Genomic DNA, 17,991 nt, shown 5'->3' on the forward strand with positions numbered 1-17,991 from the left:
TAAATAGGATTTAGATCGCAGAGTGGTTGAATCTCATACACCACGATCTTGGACGCGGCCAACCTGTCCGCCTCCTGCGATGTTCCGCCCCAGGCCGGTGGCACAAGCCGGCCTGGCGAGCCGATCCGGCCTCATGCATCAGGCGCTCATGCACAGCCGAAACTCGGTTGTCCGGGGCAGGGGCTTCCGGCGCGAGCAGGTGCGGCCAGCGCTGCGTGCTCTCCACGCGCCCGGGGGCGATCCGCAAGCGCCGTCTTGCCGACCACGCCGCCGCACTCCTCCCCATGAACGTGGGGGTGACCCCGGGGCCCTCGCGACCGCTTATTCAGTTTGATCGTTCAGGAACGCACTGAGAACGATCAACCGTCGTTCGCCCGGTGTAAGCCGTAGACAACCGGACACGAAGCGAGCGACCCGTCACCGCGTTTCCGCTGGTGACGGGCCTTCCCGCTGGTGTGGGCAGGTGCAAGGTTCGAACTTGCGCAGGCTGTGCCGACGGTCATACAGCGCGTGACTGTTGCGCTCGAGAGAGCGCCCTCCACCGCGTCATGCGCGACTGAACAGGGCGCCCTGGTCCTTGCACTGTCCCTACACTGCGTCTCCTCCTGGAGAGCTCGCGATTCTTCCGGCGATCAGGAGCACATCAGGGCTGTGAGCATGGAGTCGGCCAGCACGGGCGTGTCCGTACGACGGCGTACCCGATCATGCATCCTGGAACTCATGACCACGCCGCAACTCCCCGACCCGCTGCCACACTTCTACGACTGCGGCTGCCCGGACATCTACTTCTGCCCAGCATCCGACGAGGTCGAATGCCCTCGCCACAGCGGTTTCACCGTCTGCTGCGGCAACACACCCGGCCACATCCCTGTGCGGCCGCACACGCCTCCCACCTGATCATCCCGTCTGCCGTCGACTCGCCCGAAGGGGAAACGGGCCGGGGCCACGCCTGCGCCTCCACCTGGCTCAACGCAGGCGTCCCCGCGCCCCTGGTGGCCCTCACGCGAACCGCGACAAACCCCGCGCCGGCCGGCGACGGGCCGCTTCATCCGCCGACGGCCTCGGTGTAGCGGCGGGCGAGCGTGCGGACGTGCTCGACCAGCTCGGGCGGGCCGTCCACGCGGAAGTCCATCATCAGCATGCTGAGGTAGATCGCGATGGTCTCCATGGCGTCGGCGCCGGTGACGAGGACGCAGGTGCGCGCGTCCACCGCCTCCACCACGCCGACGGCGGGGTTGATGCGTGCGATCACGGTCTCCGCGGGCGCGAGGACGGTGACGCGGGCGTGCACCTTCCAGCCGGTCTGCGCCACCTCGCGCAGGACGAAGGCGACGAGGTCGTCGTCGGGCAGGGAACGGGCGGCGAAGCGGCGGGACGTGGAACGCACCTCGGTCAGGTCGGCGACCGGGAGCGCCCGCCAGGCGTGCGTGCCCAGGTCGTAGGCGACGAGGAACCAGCGGCGCCGCCAGCTGATGAGACGGTAGGGCTCGACCTCGGTCTCGACGCCGGCGAGGTCCGCCAGGAGGGTCGCGTCGTCCCGGATCGCGCCGGCCAGGACGGTGAGGGTGGCGGCGGGCACCGGCGCGTCCGGCTCGCGGGAGCCGACCGTGGCGGGCCCGACCGCGGTGGCCGACCGCAGCGCGGTCACCTTGCGCTGCAGGCGTTTCGGCAGAATCTGCTGGATCTTGGCGAGTGCCCGCCCGAGGCTGGCGTCGATGTCGGCGATGGCGGTGGAACCGTCCCCGGCGAGGCCGACGGCCAGGGCCACGGCCACCGCCTCGTCGTCGTCGAGCAGCAGCGGGGGCATGTTCGCGCCCTGCCCGAGCCGGTATCCGCCCACGGCGCCGCGCGCGGCGTGCACCGGGTAGCCGAGCTCGCGCAGGCGCTGTACGTCCTGCCGCAACGTGCGCTCGGTGACGCCGAGGCGCGCGGCGAGCTCGCGGCCCGTGTAGGACCGGTCCTGCAGCAGGGACAGCAGCCGGAGCACCCGGGTCGTCGTAGGGGCCATCGATTCCTCATCTCGCGCGGAGTTATTAGGAAGAAAAATAGCCTAATAGCGTTCTAAGCTGGTCTTACCAGCGAGAAAGAACCCCGAAAGGTGAGACCATGAACGCCATTGACAGCGCCACCGTCACCTCCCTGCGGCCGGTCTGGCGCCAGGTGCTGGCCACCTCCTATCGGGCGCTGGAGGACAGCGTCGCCGGGGTCCGGCCGGGCCAGGAGGACAACGCCACCCCCTGCTCGGCCTGGACGGTCACTCAGGTGATCCAGCACGCTGCCGGCGACCAGCTCGCCTACGCGAAGATGCTCGGCATCGGCGCCGGCCCGTCCTACGACCCCTTCTCCCCGTCCGGCACCGTGGACGGCCCCGCCACCGCCCTGGTGAAGGAGGCCATCGAGCAGACCGCCACGGCGTGGGCGACGGTGTCCGACGACACCGAGACGGTGCCGACGCCGCTGCCGCACGGCGACCTGCCCACCCCGGTCGCGGGCGTGATGTGCGGGCTCGACGCCGCCGTACACGCCTGGGACATCGCGATCGCCACCGGCGGGCCGTCCCCGCTCGACGAGGAGCTCGCGGGCCACCTGCTCGCCGCCGCGCGACAGATCGTCGAGCCGCTGCGCCAGTGGGGCGCCTACGCCGCCGTGATCGAGGCCGATGGCGCCCCGTCCGCCACCCCGGTGGCCGACGAACTGCTCCGCTACCTCGGCCGCGTCCCGCGCTGAGCGGTTCAAGCGCCGGCAGGCCGTGGCGCGGAACGCGAGGTGCCTGGGACAGACGGGCTGCCGGCGCAGAGGGACGGCCGCCGGCAGCGCATGGACAGCGACACCGCTGGGCCGCGCAACCTCCTGCCCCTGTGCGGCCCAGCAACGAGATCGACCTCGCGCGCGAGGCACGCTCCAGCGCTCCCCACGCACGTAGGGCGACCTCGGGGGTCGCGACCGCTTATTCGGTTTGATCGTTTGGGAATGTCATGGGAACGATCAACGGTAGTTCGCCCGGGTGAGCCGTAGACAGCCGGACACAACGAAAGAGGCCCGTCACCGCGTTCCCGCTGGTGACGGGCCTCTTCCCGCAGGTGTGGCAGGTGCAAGGCTCGAACTTGCGCAGACTGAGCCGACGGGTAGAGGCATCGGATCCTGGTCGACTGCTGTCTTACCGGGAGCCTCTTCTCATGCCAACCCATCTCGGCGCCGCCCCTGCTGACCAGCGCGATCAAGTGGGAAAAGCCTCAGTGGCGATCGTAGGGCTGCATCTGTGCGGCGGCGCGGCAACCCTGCCCGTTCCCACCAAGAGATAACCTCCGACCTGCGGCGGGAGTGCGTCTGGCGGCATCTGCGGCCATGATCATTGCACACATATGGCACAGGCAGGCGGGAGCGCTCGCTGCTCAATCCGAGTAGTAGTCCGCGTACCAACGTGACCTCGACTCCACAGAGAAGCCCTCGAAGTCGCCGGCCCCCTCACACAACTGGAGATAGTCCAGCGCCGCCAACGCCTCGGGCGGGTTCGCCGTGGTGAGATACGCCTTGGTCTCCTCAAGCCCAGCGCCGCAGAGCAACTGAACATCGACAGAAGAGTCGGCATCCCAGCTCGACCGCTTGGCATCCCAGATCGTCAGCACATCGTCGAGGTCACCGGCATTGAACAGCTGCACGCAGCAGAGCCTCATCAACTCGGTGTCGCCCTCGCCTTGTGCGCGTCGCTCCAGGGCCGCGTGGGTCCTCAGTGTCTCTCGAATCTCGTCAAGATGAGCGCCAGACGGTCGAAGACCATAGCGTCGCAGGCTCTCATCCTCGTCCACGAACCCTCCCTACGAGTCACGCAGCTCAAGGTCTGATTATTACTAGGCGCGCCCCTAATATCGCCCGCGCGTGGACGGCGGTATAGCTTCAGCAGCGGCCCCTAGTGAGGTCGTCTCCGGAAACCAGTCGCTCCAGCTCGTCACCGGTTACGACAAGATCCATGCATTCATGGGGCAGGCTCGCCTTGGAGCCGTTCGGCAGCCGGACCAGCGCGGTCGGCCTCCGCGAGCAGGGCTGCCACCTCCCGCCGCAAGGCTGGGGACGCATCACCCTCGACAGTTCACGCCCCGAGGTCAACCGCCGCTGGACCGACACCGGCGACACCCACGAGCTGCGCGGCCTCAAGCACCGAGGCGAGGACGACGTCCGCCGCATCCCCATCCCTCCAGAGCTGGTGAAGATCCTTCGGCAACACATCGAGGAGTTCGGCGTAGCACCGGACGGGCGACTGTTCCGCAGCCAGCGCGACGGCGTGGTCGCCTCGACGGCCTACACCGAGATCTGGCAGGAAGCCCGCACACTGGCCCTCACGCCTGCCCAGGTCCCCTCCCCGCTCGCTCGCTCGACGAGCGTACGACCTCCGGCACGCGGCCGCCTCCCTCTGGCTCAACGGCGGCGTACCGGCTCCAGAAGCGGCAACCCGTGCTGGCCACGGGGTGGATGTCCTGCTGCGCGTCTACGCCAAGTGCATCGACGGTCAGGAGGAGATCGTCAACCGGCGGATAGCGGACGTGCTCACCGTATGAGATCTCGATCAGCACTACTCGTAGGGCTCCATCCCGGGGCCTTTCGACGTTGAGGGCCAGATGTCAGGTGACGCGGTATCTGGCCGCATGCCGCCAAGCTGGCCACGGAGTCGGCCAGTGCCAGTTGACGTAGTCCTGACCGCGACCAGATCTTGATGTCCCTCTGGGATGCTCACACCCGTGATCGAACCAAAAGACGGACCCCAGACCGGCTGGCGTCGCTACGAAACTTCCGAAACCATCGCACTGGCCGGCCTCGTCACCATCGTCCTAGGTGTGCTGCTCGCCATCATCGAGGCGAACACCAGATCGAGCAGTTCGCCATTATGGGTGACCATCTTCATCGGGATCGCTCTGGTAGGCGTCGGCCTTCGCATCGAGGCCGCGATCCGCGACCGGTCTCGACGCTGAACCCAGTAGCTATTGGCCCAGCCAGATCATCGCGCATGCTCCTGATCACAGGGTTTACCTCGGGGAACGCCTCATGATCCATCCCGCATATATCCCGCGACCAGCGACAAACGGCCGCTCAGAGCTGCATCTGGCTACACACCCCTGAAACTCGGAAGAGGCCCCGTAGGGCCTCTGAGCTGCTGTTACTGCTGGTGACAGGTGCAAGGTTCGAACTTGCGCAGGCTGAGCCGACGGTTTTACAGGGCGTCACCCGTTCTGATGCCCAACGGCCTCTGACGTGCGCCGCAGGCATACGGCGGACGGCCTAGCTCATAGATCATTCCGCGTATTTTCCGGATCATGGGACATCGCATCTCTCCTGCCTATTCGGGCCTCGGCATGGAGCTGGACCGCAGTAATCCTGCTCGTTGAGCCGTGCTGAGGAACGAAGCGCGGATCTCCGATCGCCCCCAGCGATCTACGGTGACCGGCCATGCAGTGGCGATCGTAGGGCTGCATCTGTGCCGCGGCGCGGCAACCCCGGTCGGCGCGTTCGGCAACTACGACGGGGCCGACGTGCGGTGCCCGGCCCGGTGTCCCGCCGCCGTCCGGGACCGGCCCCCAGGCCGCACGCCCGGACGGCGGGCGGGCGCAGGGCCGGCGGTACGGCGGCGCGCCGCGCCGCCGCTTGATATCTACAAGAGCAACTCGGCAGTATCCGAGGTACCCACAGCATCAGCCGCTTCCAAACATTCCAAAATGGGATGATGGCGACAAGGATGCCGCTTCTCGACCAACTTACCCATATCTGGCGTTCCCGTGTGAGTCACGCCCCAGGTGTTCAAGTCGAGAGCTTCAATCTGTCAGCGCTTGGGTTACATTCGGACGGTGACCTCAAGTTCCCCTCACCAGCCCGCAGCCTCTGACCCGCAGGACCACCTACTTGGATCTTTAGACCTACCAATTGACCCTAAGAATGCTGCCCCGGAAACTCGGGCTCGTTATGAGTATCAAGACGAGTGTATTTCCCTTACGATTATCACTCATCTGATTAGTGACGATTTGATCGGAGTATGGATTGAGCATTCTGTCGATCTCATATTAATTCCCTCTAGCGGCTTCCCAGAACTCGTTTCAATCAAGCATCGCGATCCCCATCACAGCGGTGAGTCGGGTTGGACTTGGAGTGCCTTGAAAAAGGACGCTGTCCTGGAGGACCTCCATGCCGCATGGAAAGCTGCCGACAAGAAGTGTACGGTAGCTTTCTGGAGTAATGCTGGGCTTATCGGTCCAGCGAAGGATATATGGAGAGCCTGTTCTCTGCGTGATCCGCAAATCATAGAATCTATAGAGGAACGAGTGTCGCGCCAGCTAAAATGCAGCCAGGAGGAGGCGCATCAATTTATCGAGGCACTCTCTATCCCAGTGGACCCACTTCCGCGCCGCCGCGAGATCACAGATATAGCCATCCGCAGAATGGAAGATTTTCTGACTCACCTGGGCAGATCTCCAGCATATGCGGCTAGCTGCTATGAACTGCTAACAAGCCTGGTGCGGGAGGCCGGCACAGACGTACCAAACAGCCGCCGATCAACGGCAAAGTCGATTGCCGCCACGATAGGGAGGCTAACCGACCTGCGAAGGCAGTCTGACTATCTTAGAAATTTCCTCTCCGCAGCAAACATCAAGCAGGCCATTCTGCGCGAGTGTGATCGGTTGCACGCCTATACCACTCCTCAAACCGGACGGACATGGGAGCCTGACCCGCTCTTCTCTGGGCGCAAAGAAGAACTAGCGAAGCTGCGAGAACTTCTCAATCCCGATCATTTTCACCCGGCGCCTCCAGTCGTGATTCATGGAATGAGCGGATGCGGCAAAACAAGCCTGGCACTGCACTTCGCGGCAACACAGACTGATTTCCGTCCGATATTTATTGAAGCAAGCAAGAGAGCCCAAGTCATCAAGGAGCTGAAGCATCTCGGAATCCTTGAGTTGGACTCGCCCGCCGGAGGATCGGGCACTCTGCCACACGGTCCTGTGACCATAAAACTGCCAGAAACGTCGAGAATCCTCCTTATATTTGATGGTGTAACAGACTCGCATACGCTTCGGGGATTAGTTCCGCGCAAATCTCTTTGCCGCGTACTCATCACATCTACCGTTCCGAATCTAGATGACGGCTTTGAACATTTTGGTATTGGCGACTGGAGGCGGGAAGAGAGCATCTCCTATATAAGTCGGACGCTCACAAGACAACAAGAATCAGAAATGGACCTGCTGGCGGGTGTATTGAGTGATCAACCGCTCGCTATAGCTCAGGCAGTCAATTACTGTCGACTCATGAATTTGAGCATCAATGAGTATGTGGACAGACTCAAGAGATCGCCACTACTTGTGTTGGATCGCGGAGAAGCGAGCGGGTATCGCAAGACTCTAGTACAGGCAATCCAGCTAAACATTAATGCGGCTACACAGCTAGACCCGCTTGCCAGCTCGCTGCTTACGCTTCTCTCATACTTTGGGTCCGACGTTTTGCCTGAAATGATCTTTGAGCATGAAGCGCTCTGGGCATTCGCGGAAGAGCGGAATCTTGTGAAATCTGGGCGCGATAGAAAACGGTTCAAGTGGAGAATGAGAAAGAGTCATGAACAGGAGCAGCCGACTCTTGTCGGGCCTGCTTGGGAAGCTCGGCTCCAGCTTAAGGATCCATCACGGCGAGATTCCGCCACGGAAGCACTCATAAGGCTTTCTCTAGCACGGCGCGAGTCAGGTGGGATTATCGTTCACCCCGTCATTCGCCTCATCGCTCGCTCCATGTCAGGGGACCCATCTAACTGGGTTGCAGTAGGGCTTGGTCTCCTCCTCGCTCCTATACTTTCCGAGGACTATAGCGACCCGATAAACGATCTATGTGAGAGCCACCTAGAAACGACTGTAGATATCGCATTCCGAAGTGGCCTTTATGGTGCCGGAGTTGTCGCAGGAGCCTCAAGAGTTATCCGTCGACGTCTAGAAATGCATGAATATCAGATGGCCCTCGACTATTCCTTGAAAGTACTCCCGAAGGTGATAGACCAAGCACATAAGGGGAAGATTCCTTACAGCGCCCCCTTTGACATGAGAATGTATACGGCTATGGCGCTAGCTCGCCTTGAACGAATGGATGAGGCAAGGGAGTTGGTTTACGACAATATCGATCTAGCCGAAGCTAGCGGGGTTCCCCAGGCTGTACAGGACGCTTGGATAATGGCGGGACGGGTCGCTATATTCGTGGGCGACCGTGCCCTCGCGACTGAAACCCTCGATAACCTACTAGTTGAAGACGAGGGTCGCGATATGGACGCTCGTCAATTCTTGACTATCCTTCACAATAGGACTCGACTCCTATGGTTGCTAAATCGTGCCACGGAAGCGGCCGAAGAGAATCAAACAGCGCTTCGATTCTTGAGCGAGAATGAACATATAGCCTCCGATCTGGTTGATGAAACTCATAGGGATGCAGCGTTTCTCGCGAGGGCGAGAATGGATATTGATGCGCTTCTAGAACACGAAGCCGTTAGCTTCTCTTTGCGAGACAAGGATGCGAACACACCTGCAAAGAGATTGAAGCGCGCAGAAACGCTCCTCTCCCTCGCCGACGCCTGCATTGATGCAAACCAACTTGATCGGGCCGACGCTTTGATCAAGCAAGCACAGGCTACGCTTTCTCAATTCGCTAGCAACCATCCGTCACATGGGCAATTGTTCGGAATTCGTGGAAGACTGAATCTCCACCGAATGGACTTTCAGTCCTCCTATAACGATTTGATGAGAGCTGTAGATATATTGAAGGATTCAAAGGGCATGTACTCAGCGACACTGCCGTCAGTGCTTGTCCATCTAGCTCACGCAGCTGCAGGCCTGGGCAAGTTCCCGGAATCTCTTGCTGCAGCGAGAGGGGCGGTGGAATTGGATGAGAGAAGATATGGCCCCGACCACCCCGAAGTTGCGCAGGACCTCGAGGTTTTGCATGCCATTCAAAGGTTTATTGAAGCCATGAAGAAGCGCGGCGGTTAGAGCCGATGCAGCCTAGCCGGTTTCCGGCTTATTGGGTTAGATGTAAGCATAAATATTGATCATTATCTATATGCTGTAGTCGCGCAGGTCTCCCACGTGTCCTGTGTACGGTGGCAGCGCAGAGCTGTAACTTCACTATGTGACTACCAACGAAGGCCAAACACGCTGGATCGTGCACGGGGAGCGGCTGGTCTACGACAACCGATGGATCCGGTTAGGGCTAGCAGACGTGGAGATCCCGGATGGGGAGCGGTTTGAGCATCATGTGGTGCACCTGGATCGGGCTGCGATCGCTGTGGTCGTGGATGAGCAGGATCGGGTGTTGCTGATGTGGCGGCATCGGTTCGTGTTCGATCGGTGGGGATGGGAGCTTCCTGGCGGGCTGGTCGAGGCGGGCGAGGATCCGATGGCCACCGCCGTGCGGGAGGTGGAGGAGGAGACCGGGTATCGGCCGAAGCGGGTCGAGCATTTGGTGAGCTATCAGCCGATGGCCGGCATGGTGGACTCCGAGCACATCCTGTTCCTGGTGCATGGCGCCGAGCTGGTCGGTAAGCCTAAGGGTGAGGTGGAGGCCGATCGGATCGAGTGGGTTCCGATGGCCGAGATCCCCGACATGATCGCTCGCGGGGACATCTGGACGTCCGGGACGCTGATTGGGTTGCTTCAGGCTCAGCAGCGGCTCAACGGCCGAGAGCGCGGTTGACCGCTCGCGAGAGTTCTTCGATGCGGCGTCGTTGGCGGCGGCAGCCGGTCATGGTGGCCAGTTGCTTGGCGCGCTGGATGTGGGGCTGTGCTGCCTCGGGTTCGCCGGCTGCGAGCAGGGCGTGGCCGAGATCGCAGCGGACGCCTGCTTCGGCGCGGTTGTAGGTGCCGTCCATCCCGGCAAGTGCTGAGCGTAGGTCCTCTACGGTGCTGAGGTCGCCGAAGCGGAGTAGGCAGCTTCCGCGCCAGCGAGCGAAGTGGTGGGCATTGATGGACAGGTAGGGCATGTTCGGGTCGCCGTCGCCTTCCGGCAACACGAGGGCGGCTTGGTCGAGCGCTCGGCGGCATGCGGCTTCGTCACCGAGTATGGCCGCGGCTTCAGCTTCGGCTGCGGCGAGCCATGTTCTGAGGCGGGCGGGAACGCGGTCGCGATGGGTGGCGTGGATGTGCTGGAGGAGCTCGGCTGCTTCGGCGGGGCGTCCCAGGTCCATGAGGACATATGCCTGTTCGCCGGAGACGTAGGCCAGGACGGCGGCGTCCTCGGCTTCGCGAGCGGCGGCCTTGGCGCGTTCGTAGTGGTTCCAGGCATCATTGAGCGCCACCGTGTTGATGGCCTGCCATCCGGCCAAGGAAGCTGTTTCGGCAAGTAGGTGGGCGAGCTGGGCGCGGATGCGTGGGCGTACTGCGTGGCGGTGGGCTCGTTCGATCTGGGCCATCTGGGCGTGCATTTTGTCGGTGATGGCGGGTCCTCCGAGGCGGCGGTCCAGCAGACGGAGGTTGTTGGTGTCGGTGCGGAGGATCATGACCGTGGTGGCGTCTACTGCTGAGGCGGCGTCCAGGCGGCCGATGAGTTCGGTGGTTTGCTCTTCGTGTTCGTCGTCGTGGTCGCCGGTGGGTGAGGCGGTGTCGAGCGGGGCCAGGCCGAGGAGCATGCGGGCGTGATCGGGCAGGCGTAGGCCGGCGGCGATGCGCTCGATGACAGCGAGTTCTTTGATCGTGGTGGTGCCGCGCATGATGGCGTTGACGCGGGGCTGGCCGAGGCCGGTGGCGGTGCCGATGCGGACCTGGCTGGCGCCATATTTGGCTGCGATACCGAAAAGTCCGGCGATGTCGCGCTTTCTGAGAATGTCGCGTGTCTGTTCCTGTTCCCAGACGGCAACGGGTAGTTCGATAGGGTCGAATGCGCCACTCTGCATTGCTGACCTCCGGCTTTTTGCGTCCGGATGATGATTTCCCTCGCGCGGTGGAGCCTATATCCCAAGGTCGTATATCAGCGCGAGATAGGTCTGGAAAGTATCGGCAATCATGCTGTCCGGCATGACAACGCCGGTCAGATGCACAGAATGCGACGGACGAGGCTGGAAGATCGTCACGAGGCGCGGCCATGTGGCGGCCACCGGATTGGGCCTGGCGGCCTCCGCTCAGGAGGACTGCCTGCACTGCCCGGGGTCGGCCGAGGCACCGCAGGAGCGGTTCGAGTGGGAGGTTCGCATCCCCTCCGAACAGGGCGACGCCCTGGGGCCGTGCGGCTCCTCCGCGTTCCAGGCCACCGCGATGGACGAGCTGCGCAAGGCGATGCGGAGCATGCCGGGTGACGTCCCCGTCCGGGGCTGCATCGTTCACAAGGTCTTTGACTTCGGCGCGGGTCCTGACGCGTCGTCAAGCCGTCATGTCTTCCGCGCATATCTCGATCCGGCAGGGTCCGTCCTTTTTGAGCGGATCACCAAATGATCCGGCCGCCCACGCTGTTCAACAGCGCGGCATGTCGATCGGCGGAACTCCTTCATCAAGAATTGCGCCACGACGGAGTCAGCGCCGATGTCCATACTGGCTACGGGCTGGCGTTGGTTTCGGTCTGGGTTGGCCTGGTCATCTGGTGCGATGGCGAGCGCTTCTGGTGGCGGACCGGGTGGAATGCCGATCGCCGTCGCGTCATTTATGCGTGGCATCCGGCGACTGATCCTCGTGGGGCGGCCCGCCGGATCACGATGCGTTATGCCGAACTCCGCTCCCGGCAGACCTTTGAGCCGTCGTGACGCGCTCGGGTTCGCGCGTCGGCTGGAGGGCGACGATCGTGGACACCTTCCACAGTCATCCGCGCACGGCTGCTTATCACTCGGCCCTGGTCGGACGTGAGGGTGTGGTGGTGGCGGTGCTGACCAATGGCACGACGGCTCTGGTGCAGCTCGACGGCGACGCCTGGGACCTGCCCGGCGGTGTGCGTCGCTGGCCACTGCGGTGGGATGACCTCGACCTGAAAGAGCCGGTCGGGATGGTTGCTCTGCCGGCGTACGTGACGGGGTGGAAGAAGACGGGGCAGTCCATTGAACTGCACGCCGTGGAACCGGGCGCCAAGGTGGCGGTGTGTTCATCACCTGCCAGGCCGCTGCCGATGTGCGGTTGGTCCGTGCCCTTCTCGGTGACCGCGTCCAGAGCGTGCCCGAGGTGTGTCGCCCTGTTGAAGGGCTCTTGAGCCGGTTACATACTGCTGGCCTTTGAACCGGGCCACTGACAGACGGTGCCTCAGCCGGTACTGTGCTTATGCGCACAAGTGGAAGAGTGAACGGGCGGTTGAGATGGGCATGGATTTCGCCCCACCCAAATACGCGCAGGTCATGCGGACGATCCAAGAGCGGATCGAGTCGGGCGAGTACGCCCCGGGTGACATGCTGCCGTCTGAGACCCAGCTCGTGCGCGAACTCGGTGTCGGTCGGACCACGGTCGTGCGCGCTCTTCAGACCCTGGCCATGCAGGGGTGGATCGAACGTGAGCACGGCCGCGGGTCGTTCGTCAAAGGTCGCCCGCAGAGCCCGGCCGAGAGCGTACGCCCCAGCCTGAGCACGACCGAGCAGGGCGAGAGCGCCGATGCGGTCCTGGAGGCGGGGCGCGTGCCGGCTCCCCGTCATGTCGCGCGCCTGCTGGGTGTCGCCGAGGGGTCTCCACTGATCGCGCGGAAGAGAGTGGCGCGGCAAGCCGATGTCATCTCAGCGGTAGAGACGATTTGGGTGCCGCTGGAACACGCTCTCGGCACCGACCTGGACAAGCCCGAACCTCTGCGGCGGGGCATTCGCCAGCATCTCCAGTCGCTCAAGCACCTGCGCTTCGACCACATCACTGAGCGGGTCAGTGCGCGCAAGCCGACCAAGGAGGAAGTCGAGTTGCTCGGGTCGTCCAATCCGGTCCTCGGCGTGCTGGCCACCGTGCACGATCCGGCCGGCGACGTGCTGATGGTGGTGAGCCTGGCGCTGCCGGGGAGCCTGCACGTGCTCGAAGATGTCTTCAAGGTGAGCTAACTCTTACTCGCACTTACTGCTCAACCACTTGTGCGGACGAGTTGCGATCACTTACTCTCAACTCATGCGGACAAGTGGACGAGCGAACGAAGGGCTCTCCTCCGCTATCGAGAGGAACAACATGGCCATCCAGGGACCTATCCCCGTCACCTACAACATGGTCTTTCCGCACGGCTGCTACATCGTCGGCGAGGTCGAGCCCGTCAAGGACTTCGACGCCTCGTCCAACGGTCGGTTCGTGCAGTCGCGCGACAAGCAGACCGGAGAGCTGGTCTGGCAGGTCGCGGTCATGGACGGTGACCCAACCCTCAAGCCCGCCCAGAAGACGGTGGCGGTCAAGATCCTCGCCCCGGTGCAGCCGGTGCCGCCGGCCCCGATGCCGGGGCTGCCGTTCACGCCGGTCGAGTTCGACGGCATCGCGATCACGCCGTACGTCAACGCCACCGGACGCCTCGCGTACTCCATCAAGGTTCGCGAGATGCACGCACCCCGCCAGCTCAGCCAGCCCGCTCAGAGCAAGGCTTCGGCCGGAAAGGACGCCGCCTGATGACCCGACGCCGTACCCCGCGCAACAGCGTGATCCGGCTGACCACCGGGCATGCCGCCCGCACCATGAACCACCCGTTCGCCCGCCGTGAGCCCGTTCTGGCGCTCGACTTCGGCGCCACCTCGTCCTAGTCACCACGGATGGTCCGGTGACGGCGGAGGACCTGGAGTTCGCCCGCCAGCTCGCCCACGCGGCTCACCGCTTCGTCCGCTCGCTGGAGCGCAGCTTCTACGGCCTCCCTGACGGACGAGGGGTTGCGGCATGAGTCTTCGCCCGTACACCTATGTCACCCTGTCCCTGGAACCGGAGGCCACGCCGCACGTCGGCGTCTCCTTCCACACTCCCGGCCTCAAGGTCCGCGCCGGTCTCCTGCTCAGCAGCCCGCGCCCGTACCTGGAGCTCTACTCCACCGAGGCGAACGTGCACATCTCCACCACCGGAGCCGGTCCAATATCCGACGCCGACCTGAGCACCGCCCGCGAGATCTTCAACGCCGCTGCTCGCTACCTGGCCGACTGCGAGCAACTGCACGCCGAACAGGCCGACAAGGACGGCACCGACCCGGCGACCTGACATGAGGCGGGGCCGCTGGAAGCGGCAACTTCCGGCGGCCCCTCGGTTCTCCCCTGACTCCACATCACGAGAGGTTCCAAGCTTATGTTCAAGCGGCTGCCTGGCGACGAGGCGCGCAACCTCGTCTCCACCACGCCCGACACGGCCGTCGTCTTCCGCCCGGCCGTCGTCACCACACCCGCCATCCTCACCATCGTCATCCTCACCGGACGCATGCTCGCCGGACTCGTCCGTACGATCTGGCGTCACCCCATCGCGGCCCTCGTTCCGGCGGCTCTCGGCGCTGTCTGGTACTTCTTCGGCTGGCCGTTGGCGGCGTCCTTGGCCGGCACGGTCGTCTTGGCCTTGGTCTCGTGGGCGTTCCTCGACCGGCCGTCCTTTGCCCGTCTCATTGGTTACCGGCTGCTGGCCTGGTGGCGACTCGTCTGGGTCTACCGCCGTCACTGGCAACCCGTCATGATCGTCTCCGGTCTCGGCCGTCACCTCCGGGGCCGCGACTATCTCCCGCGCCTGGGCAAGGTCACCTGCACCTCGTGGGCCGACCTGGTCACCGTGCGCATGCTCAAGGGTCAAGCGGTTAAGGACTGGTCCGACCGAACCGACCACCTGGCCCAAGGCTTTGGCGCGAAGTCCTGCCGGGTGGCGCTGTCTCACGCTGGTCGGCTGACGCTGACCTTTCCGCGAAGTGATCCACTCGCCTCGCCCCTCTCGGCGCTGCCCATTCCGCAGGAGCCGACCGTGGGGCCGGTCGAGATCGGCAAGCAAGAGGACGGGCGGCCGTGGCGGCTGAAGGTGCACGGCACCCATGTCCTCGTAGCGGGCGCGACCGGGGCCGGCAAGGGCTCGATCATCTGGTCCGTCATCCGCGCCCTCCTGCCCGCCGCCCGTGCGGGCCTGGTCGAGCTGTGGGCGCTGGACCCCAAGCTGATGGAACTGTCCTACGGACGCGCCTTGTTCGGGCCGCGCTACGCGGCCACTCCTGAAGAGTGCGCCGACCTGCTGGACGAGGCCGTGAGCGTCATGCAGAAGCGGGCGGCTCGCTTCGCCGGTCTCCAGCGCTCCCACACCCCCACCATCGATGACCCGTTCGTCCTGGTCGTGGTCGACGAGGTGGCGTTCCTCACCGCCTACCAGTCCGACCGGCAACTCCGGCAACGCATCTCCGCCGCGCTGGCCACGCTCACCACGCAAGGCCGTGCGGTCGGCGTCGGTGTCCTGGCCGCGCTCCAGGACCCGCGCAAAGAAGTCATGAACATCCGCAACCTGTTCCCCGACAAGATCGCCCTACGGCTGGACGAGTCGGAACAGGTGGACATGGTCCTCGGCGACGGCGCACGTGATCGGGGCGCGCTCGCTGACCACATCTCACCGGTACCGGAGCTGGGCGCGGGCGTCGGCTACGTCCGGCTGGAAGCCAGCCCCGAACCCGTCCGAGTCCGCGCCGCCTACGTCTCCGACGCCGACATCCGCGTCATGGCCGCTCAGTTCGGGGAGGCCGCGTGAAGATCTGCTTCCACGGGACGGCCGATGAGATCAGCCTGGTTGCCGCCCGTCCGCTGCTGGTCCTGCTGACCGCTCGTGACCTGCCCCGCATGCGCGTCTTCGAGCTCTACCACTCCCGCATCCACGCTCACCCCCACCGGGAGCACTACCGGCTCTGCGCCCTCATGACCGAGACCACCGTCGAAGGGAGGACCGCGTGACCCATCCGCACGACCGCGCACTCCCCCGGGCCGTACGTCAGGCCATGCCGACGGCCCGGGATGTGCTCGTGGAGGTCGCCAAGCAGCACGGCGTCTGCATCCGGCCCATCCCGCTCAAGCGCCTCGACACGTACACCGGCAGGTGGGAGATCATCGACGTTCCGTGCGGGGCCACTTTCGATAGCAAGTGCCCGCCGTGTGCCAAGCGCAACAAGCAGCTCCGCAAGGCTCAGTGCCGCGAGGGCTGGCACCTCGACACGGAACCCGCGATCACCCCTGATGAGCCGAACGAGGAGCAGCGCTGGCTGGTGGAGTTTCGCGCCGACGTACACGCCCAGCGTGAAGCCGCCGAGAAGGCCGGCCACGACACCACCGAGTTGGACGAGCTGATCAGCGGCCTGGACGAGGAGATCAACGCCGCCGGGATGCGCGGCAACGTCCTCGGTCGTACCACCGCGAAGCGCTCCCGCTCCACGCGACGGCGGCAGGACGCACCCGACCTGCCCAAGCGCAAGATGGCCCACACCACCCTGGGACGTACCTTCCAAGGCACGGACGGCAAGGTTTACCGACCGTCTTTGTTCGTAACGCTCACCCTGCCCAGCTACGGCAAGGTTCGCGACGGCATACCGATCGCCCCGGACGCCTACGACTACCGGCGTGCCGCTCGGGACGCGCTGCACTTCTCCAAGCTCGTGGACCGGTTCGTGCAGAACCTGCGCCGGGTCGCGGGCTACGACGTCCAGTACTTCGCCTCGGTGGAACCTCAGAAACGGCTCGCCCCACACCTGCACATGGCCATTCGGGGGACCCTCCCACGCGCCGAGCTCAAGCAGATCGCCGCCGCCACCTACCATCAGGTCTGGTGGCCACAGGTTGACGAAGTGCACTTCGACGGTGACCACCTGCCCGTCTGGGACGAGCAGGCCGGCTACCTCGACCCGGCCACCGGGGAGGTTCTGCCCACCTGGGACGAAGCCCTCGACGCGCTCGACGAGGACGCCGAACCGCTGCATGTGATCCGTTTCGGCGAACAGATCGACGTCCAAGGCGTCTTGGCCGGCACCCCGGACGCCGATCAGTGCATCCGGTATCTGTCCAAGTACCTCACCAAGTCACTCGGCGACGCCCTCGACGGCGGCCAGGCCCAGCGCGAGCACGCCGCCCGCATGCTCGATGCCCTCCGCTACGAACCCTGCTCACCCACCTGCCCGAACTGGCTCCGCTACGGCGTCCAGCCCAAGGGAGCCAAGCCCGGCATGCAGCCAGGCCGGTGCCGTGGCAAGGCGCACAAGCCCGACCACCTCGGCTACGCCGGACGGCGTGTCCTGGTCTCCCGCAAGTGGTCCAACAAGACGCTCGCCGAGCACAAGCAGGACCGCCGTACCTGGGTCCTGGAGGCCCTCGGCCAGACCGACGAACCCACCGATCCGCACCGCTACATCTGGCGCCCCGTCCCGGCCGGCGACGCCAACGTGCCACCTCTCGCTGCCAGGCTTCTCCGCTCCGTCCACGAACGCCAACGCTGGCGCGCTCACCTCCGCGAACTGGAGGCCAGAGCAGCCGGACAAGATCTTTCGGCAACCGAGGACATGGCGAGGGCCGCATGAGCAAGCACGACGAACTACTGACCGTCCGCCAGGTCCTCGACGAACTCGGCGGAGTCTCCCGACGCACCTTCTACCGCTGGCGTGAGATCGGCAAGGCTCCCCACGGCATCCGCCTGCCCAACGGCGAACTCCGCATCTACCGCAGCGAGCTCAACATCTGGCTGGAGTCCTTGAGGGAGGTCGCGTGAACGCCTCATACGACGTGAAGTTCTGGGACATCCGCCCGAACAAGTCCACCAAGCCCGGCGAGAACCGCAAAACGATCTCCTACACAGTGCGCTGGACCGTGGCGGCGCGGGAGAAGTCCAAGACCTTCCGCACGTCGGCTCAGGCGAACAACTGGCTCTCCGACTTGCGCCAGGCCGCCAAGAAGGGTGAGCTGTTCGACTTGGAGACGGGCCTGCCTCAGTCGATGCTCAAGGCGAAGGAGGCGCGTACCGTCTACGCCTTCGTCAGGGCGTACATCGACATGAAGTGGCCGCACGCGGCGGCCAAGACACGTGAGAGGGCGATTCGAGAGTTCATGCCCGTGATGCCGCAGTGTGGTTGAGTGAATCTGTA

General features: G+C 64.3%; 20 protein-coding genes. 17 read left to right on the top strand and 3 right to left on the bottom strand.

The genetic code is table 11. The features are described from left to right. Window positions 1-720 precede the first annotated feature (720 nt). The gene (locus tag ACFFR3_RS22150; RefSeq protein ID WP_379483772.1) at window positions 721-897 is read left to right on the top strand and encodes a hypothetical protein; all 177 of its coding nucleotides are present in this window, start codon (window positions 721-723) and stop codon (window positions 895-897) included. Window positions 898-1,045: 148 nt separating this feature from the next. Here ACFFR3_RS22150 and ACFFR3_RS22155 read toward each other — a convergent pair whose 3' ends face one another. Further along, window positions 1,046-2,008: a helix-turn-helix transcriptional regulator gene (locus tag ACFFR3_RS22155; RefSeq protein ID WP_364375607.1), complete on the bottom strand. Its 963-nt coding sequence runs from the start codon at window positions 2,006-2,008 to the stop codon at window positions 1,046-1,048. Window positions 2,009-2,106: 98 nt separating this feature from the next. On the opposite strand from ACFFR3_RS22155, the gene ACFFR3_RS22160 reads away from it, so the two are divergent. Further along, entirely contained in the window at window positions 2,107-2,727 is a 621-nt protein-coding gene (locus ACFFR3_RS22160; protein WP_345394664.1) for a TIGR03086 family metal-binding protein, read from the top strand. A 665-nt stretch (window positions 2,728-3,392) separates the two neighbouring features. Here the strand turns inward: ACFFR3_RS22160 and ACFFR3_RS22165 are convergent. Beyond that, window positions 3,393-3,806, bottom strand: a complete 414-nt coding sequence (locus tag ACFFR3_RS22165; RefSeq protein ID WP_364375611.1) for a hypothetical protein — start codon at window positions 3,804-3,806, stop codon at window positions 3,393-3,395. A gap of 927 nt (window positions 3,807-4,733) precedes the next feature. On the opposite strand from ACFFR3_RS22165, the gene ACFFR3_RS22170 reads away from it, so the two are divergent. From ACFFR3_RS22170 to ACFFR3_RS22180, 3 genes are all read left to right on the top strand, one after another. Next, window positions 4,734-4,964, top strand: coding sequence for a hypothetical protein (locus tag ACFFR3_RS22170; protein WP_345394658.1), 231 nt, complete (start codon window positions 4,734-4,736; stop codon window positions 4,962-4,964). A gap of 1,173 nt (window positions 4,965-6,137) precedes the next feature. Beyond that, window positions 6,138-9,002 carry a hypothetical protein gene (locus ACFFR3_RS22175; protein ID WP_379483773.1) on the top strand — a complete coding sequence of 955 codons (2,865 nt, stop codon included), beginning with the start codon at window positions 6,138-6,140 and terminating at the stop codon, window positions 9,000-9,002. Between the two features lie 139 nt (window positions 9,003-9,141). Further along, window positions 9,142-9,705: an NUDIX hydrolase gene (locus ACFFR3_RS22180; RefSeq protein ID WP_345394649.1), complete on the top strand. Its 564-nt coding sequence runs from the start codon at window positions 9,142-9,144 to the stop codon at window positions 9,703-9,705. Here the strand turns inward: ACFFR3_RS22180 and ACFFR3_RS22185 are convergent. Further along, the gene (locus tag ACFFR3_RS22185) at window positions 9,683-10,900 is read right to left on the bottom strand and encodes an NsdA family TPR-like regulatory protein (RefSeq protein ID WP_379483774.1); all 1,218 of its coding nucleotides are present in this window, start codon (window positions 10,898-10,900) and stop codon (window positions 9,683-9,685) included. The two genes, ACFFR3_RS22180 and ACFFR3_RS22185, sit on opposite strands and share 23 nt — an antisense overlap. A gap of 121 nt (window positions 10,901-11,021) precedes the next feature. Between ACFFR3_RS22185 and ACFFR3_RS22190 the strand changes: the two genes are divergently transcribed. The 12 genes from ACFFR3_RS22190 (at window position 11,022) to ACFFR3_RS22245 (ending at window position 17,980) form a co-directional block, all read left to right on the top strand. Next, entirely contained in the window at window positions 11,022-11,435 is a 414-nt protein-coding gene (locus tag ACFFR3_RS22190) for a hypothetical protein (protein WP_379483775.1), read from the top strand. After that, the gene (locus tag ACFFR3_RS22195) at window positions 11,432-11,740 is read left to right on the top strand and encodes a hypothetical protein (protein WP_345394642.1); all 309 of its coding nucleotides are present in this window, start codon (window positions 11,432-11,434) and stop codon (window positions 11,738-11,740) included. Before ACFFR3_RS22190 ends, ACFFR3_RS22195 begins: the two co-directional genes overlap by 4 nt. A 38-nt stretch (window positions 11,741-11,778) precedes the next feature. Then, window positions 11,779-12,177 (top strand): hypothetical protein, encoded by a 399-nt coding sequence (locus ACFFR3_RS22200; RefSeq protein ID WP_345394640.1) that lies wholly within the window; start codon window positions 11,779-11,781, stop codon window positions 12,175-12,177. Between the two features lie 103 nt (window positions 12,178-12,280). Next, a complete protein-coding gene (locus tag ACFFR3_RS22205; RefSeq protein ID WP_379483776.1) occupies window positions 12,281-12,997 on the top strand; it encodes a GntR family transcriptional regulator in 717 nt (238 codons plus the stop codon). Window positions 12,998-13,118: 121 nt separating this feature from the next. Next, window positions 13,119-13,544 carry a plasmid replication, integration and excision activator gene (locus ACFFR3_RS22210; protein ID WP_345394631.1) on the top strand — a complete coding sequence of 142 codons (426 nt, stop codon included), beginning with the start codon at window positions 13,119-13,121 and terminating at the stop codon, window positions 13,542-13,544. Beyond that, on the top strand, window positions 13,544-13,675 hold the full coding sequence (locus ACFFR3_RS22215) for a hypothetical protein (protein WP_345394628.1): 132 nt from the start codon (window positions 13,544-13,546) through the stop codon (window positions 13,673-13,675). Before ACFFR3_RS22210 ends, ACFFR3_RS22215 begins: the two co-directional genes overlap by 1 nt. A 130-nt stretch (window positions 13,676-13,805) precedes the next feature. Further along, entirely contained in the window at window positions 13,806-14,117 is a 312-nt protein-coding gene (locus ACFFR3_RS22220) for a hypothetical protein (protein ID WP_345394625.1), read from the top strand. A gap of 84 nt (window positions 14,118-14,201) precedes the next feature. Further along, window positions 14,202-15,620: an FtsK/SpoIIIE domain-containing protein gene (locus ACFFR3_RS22225; protein ID WP_379483777.1), complete on the top strand. Its 1,419-nt coding sequence runs from the start codon at window positions 14,202-14,204 to the stop codon at window positions 15,618-15,620. Next, window positions 15,617-15,820 carry a hypothetical protein gene (locus ACFFR3_RS22230; RefSeq protein WP_379483778.1) on the top strand — a complete coding sequence of 68 codons (204 nt, stop codon included), beginning with the start codon at window positions 15,617-15,619 and terminating at the stop codon, window positions 15,818-15,820. The genes ACFFR3_RS22225 and ACFFR3_RS22230 overlap by 4 nt, the downstream gene beginning before the upstream one ends. A 44-nt stretch (window positions 15,821-15,864) precedes the next feature. Then, window positions 15,865-17,430, top strand: a complete 1,566-nt coding sequence (locus tag ACFFR3_RS22235; RefSeq protein ID WP_379483780.1) for a replication initiator — start codon at window positions 15,865-15,867, stop codon at window positions 17,428-17,430. Further along, complete coding sequence (locus ACFFR3_RS22240) at window positions 17,427-17,618, top strand: helix-turn-helix transcriptional regulator (RefSeq protein WP_345394610.1); 192 nt, start codon at window positions 17,427-17,429, stop codon at window positions 17,616-17,618. The genes ACFFR3_RS22235 and ACFFR3_RS22240 overlap by 4 nt, the downstream gene beginning before the upstream one ends. Then, on the top strand, window positions 17,615-17,980 hold the full coding sequence (locus tag ACFFR3_RS22245; RefSeq protein WP_379483779.1) for a hypothetical protein: 366 nt from the start codon (window positions 17,615-17,617) through the stop codon (window positions 17,978-17,980). Before ACFFR3_RS22240 ends, ACFFR3_RS22245 begins: the two co-directional genes overlap by 4 nt. Window positions 17,981-17,991: the final 11 nt, after the last annotated feature.

The sequence above is a fragment of the Nonomuraea salmonea genome (assembly GCF_042428605.1).
Classification (GTDB): domain Bacteria; phylum Actinomycetota; class Actinomycetes; order Streptosporangiales; family Streptosporangiaceae; genus Nonomuraea; species Nonomuraea salmonea.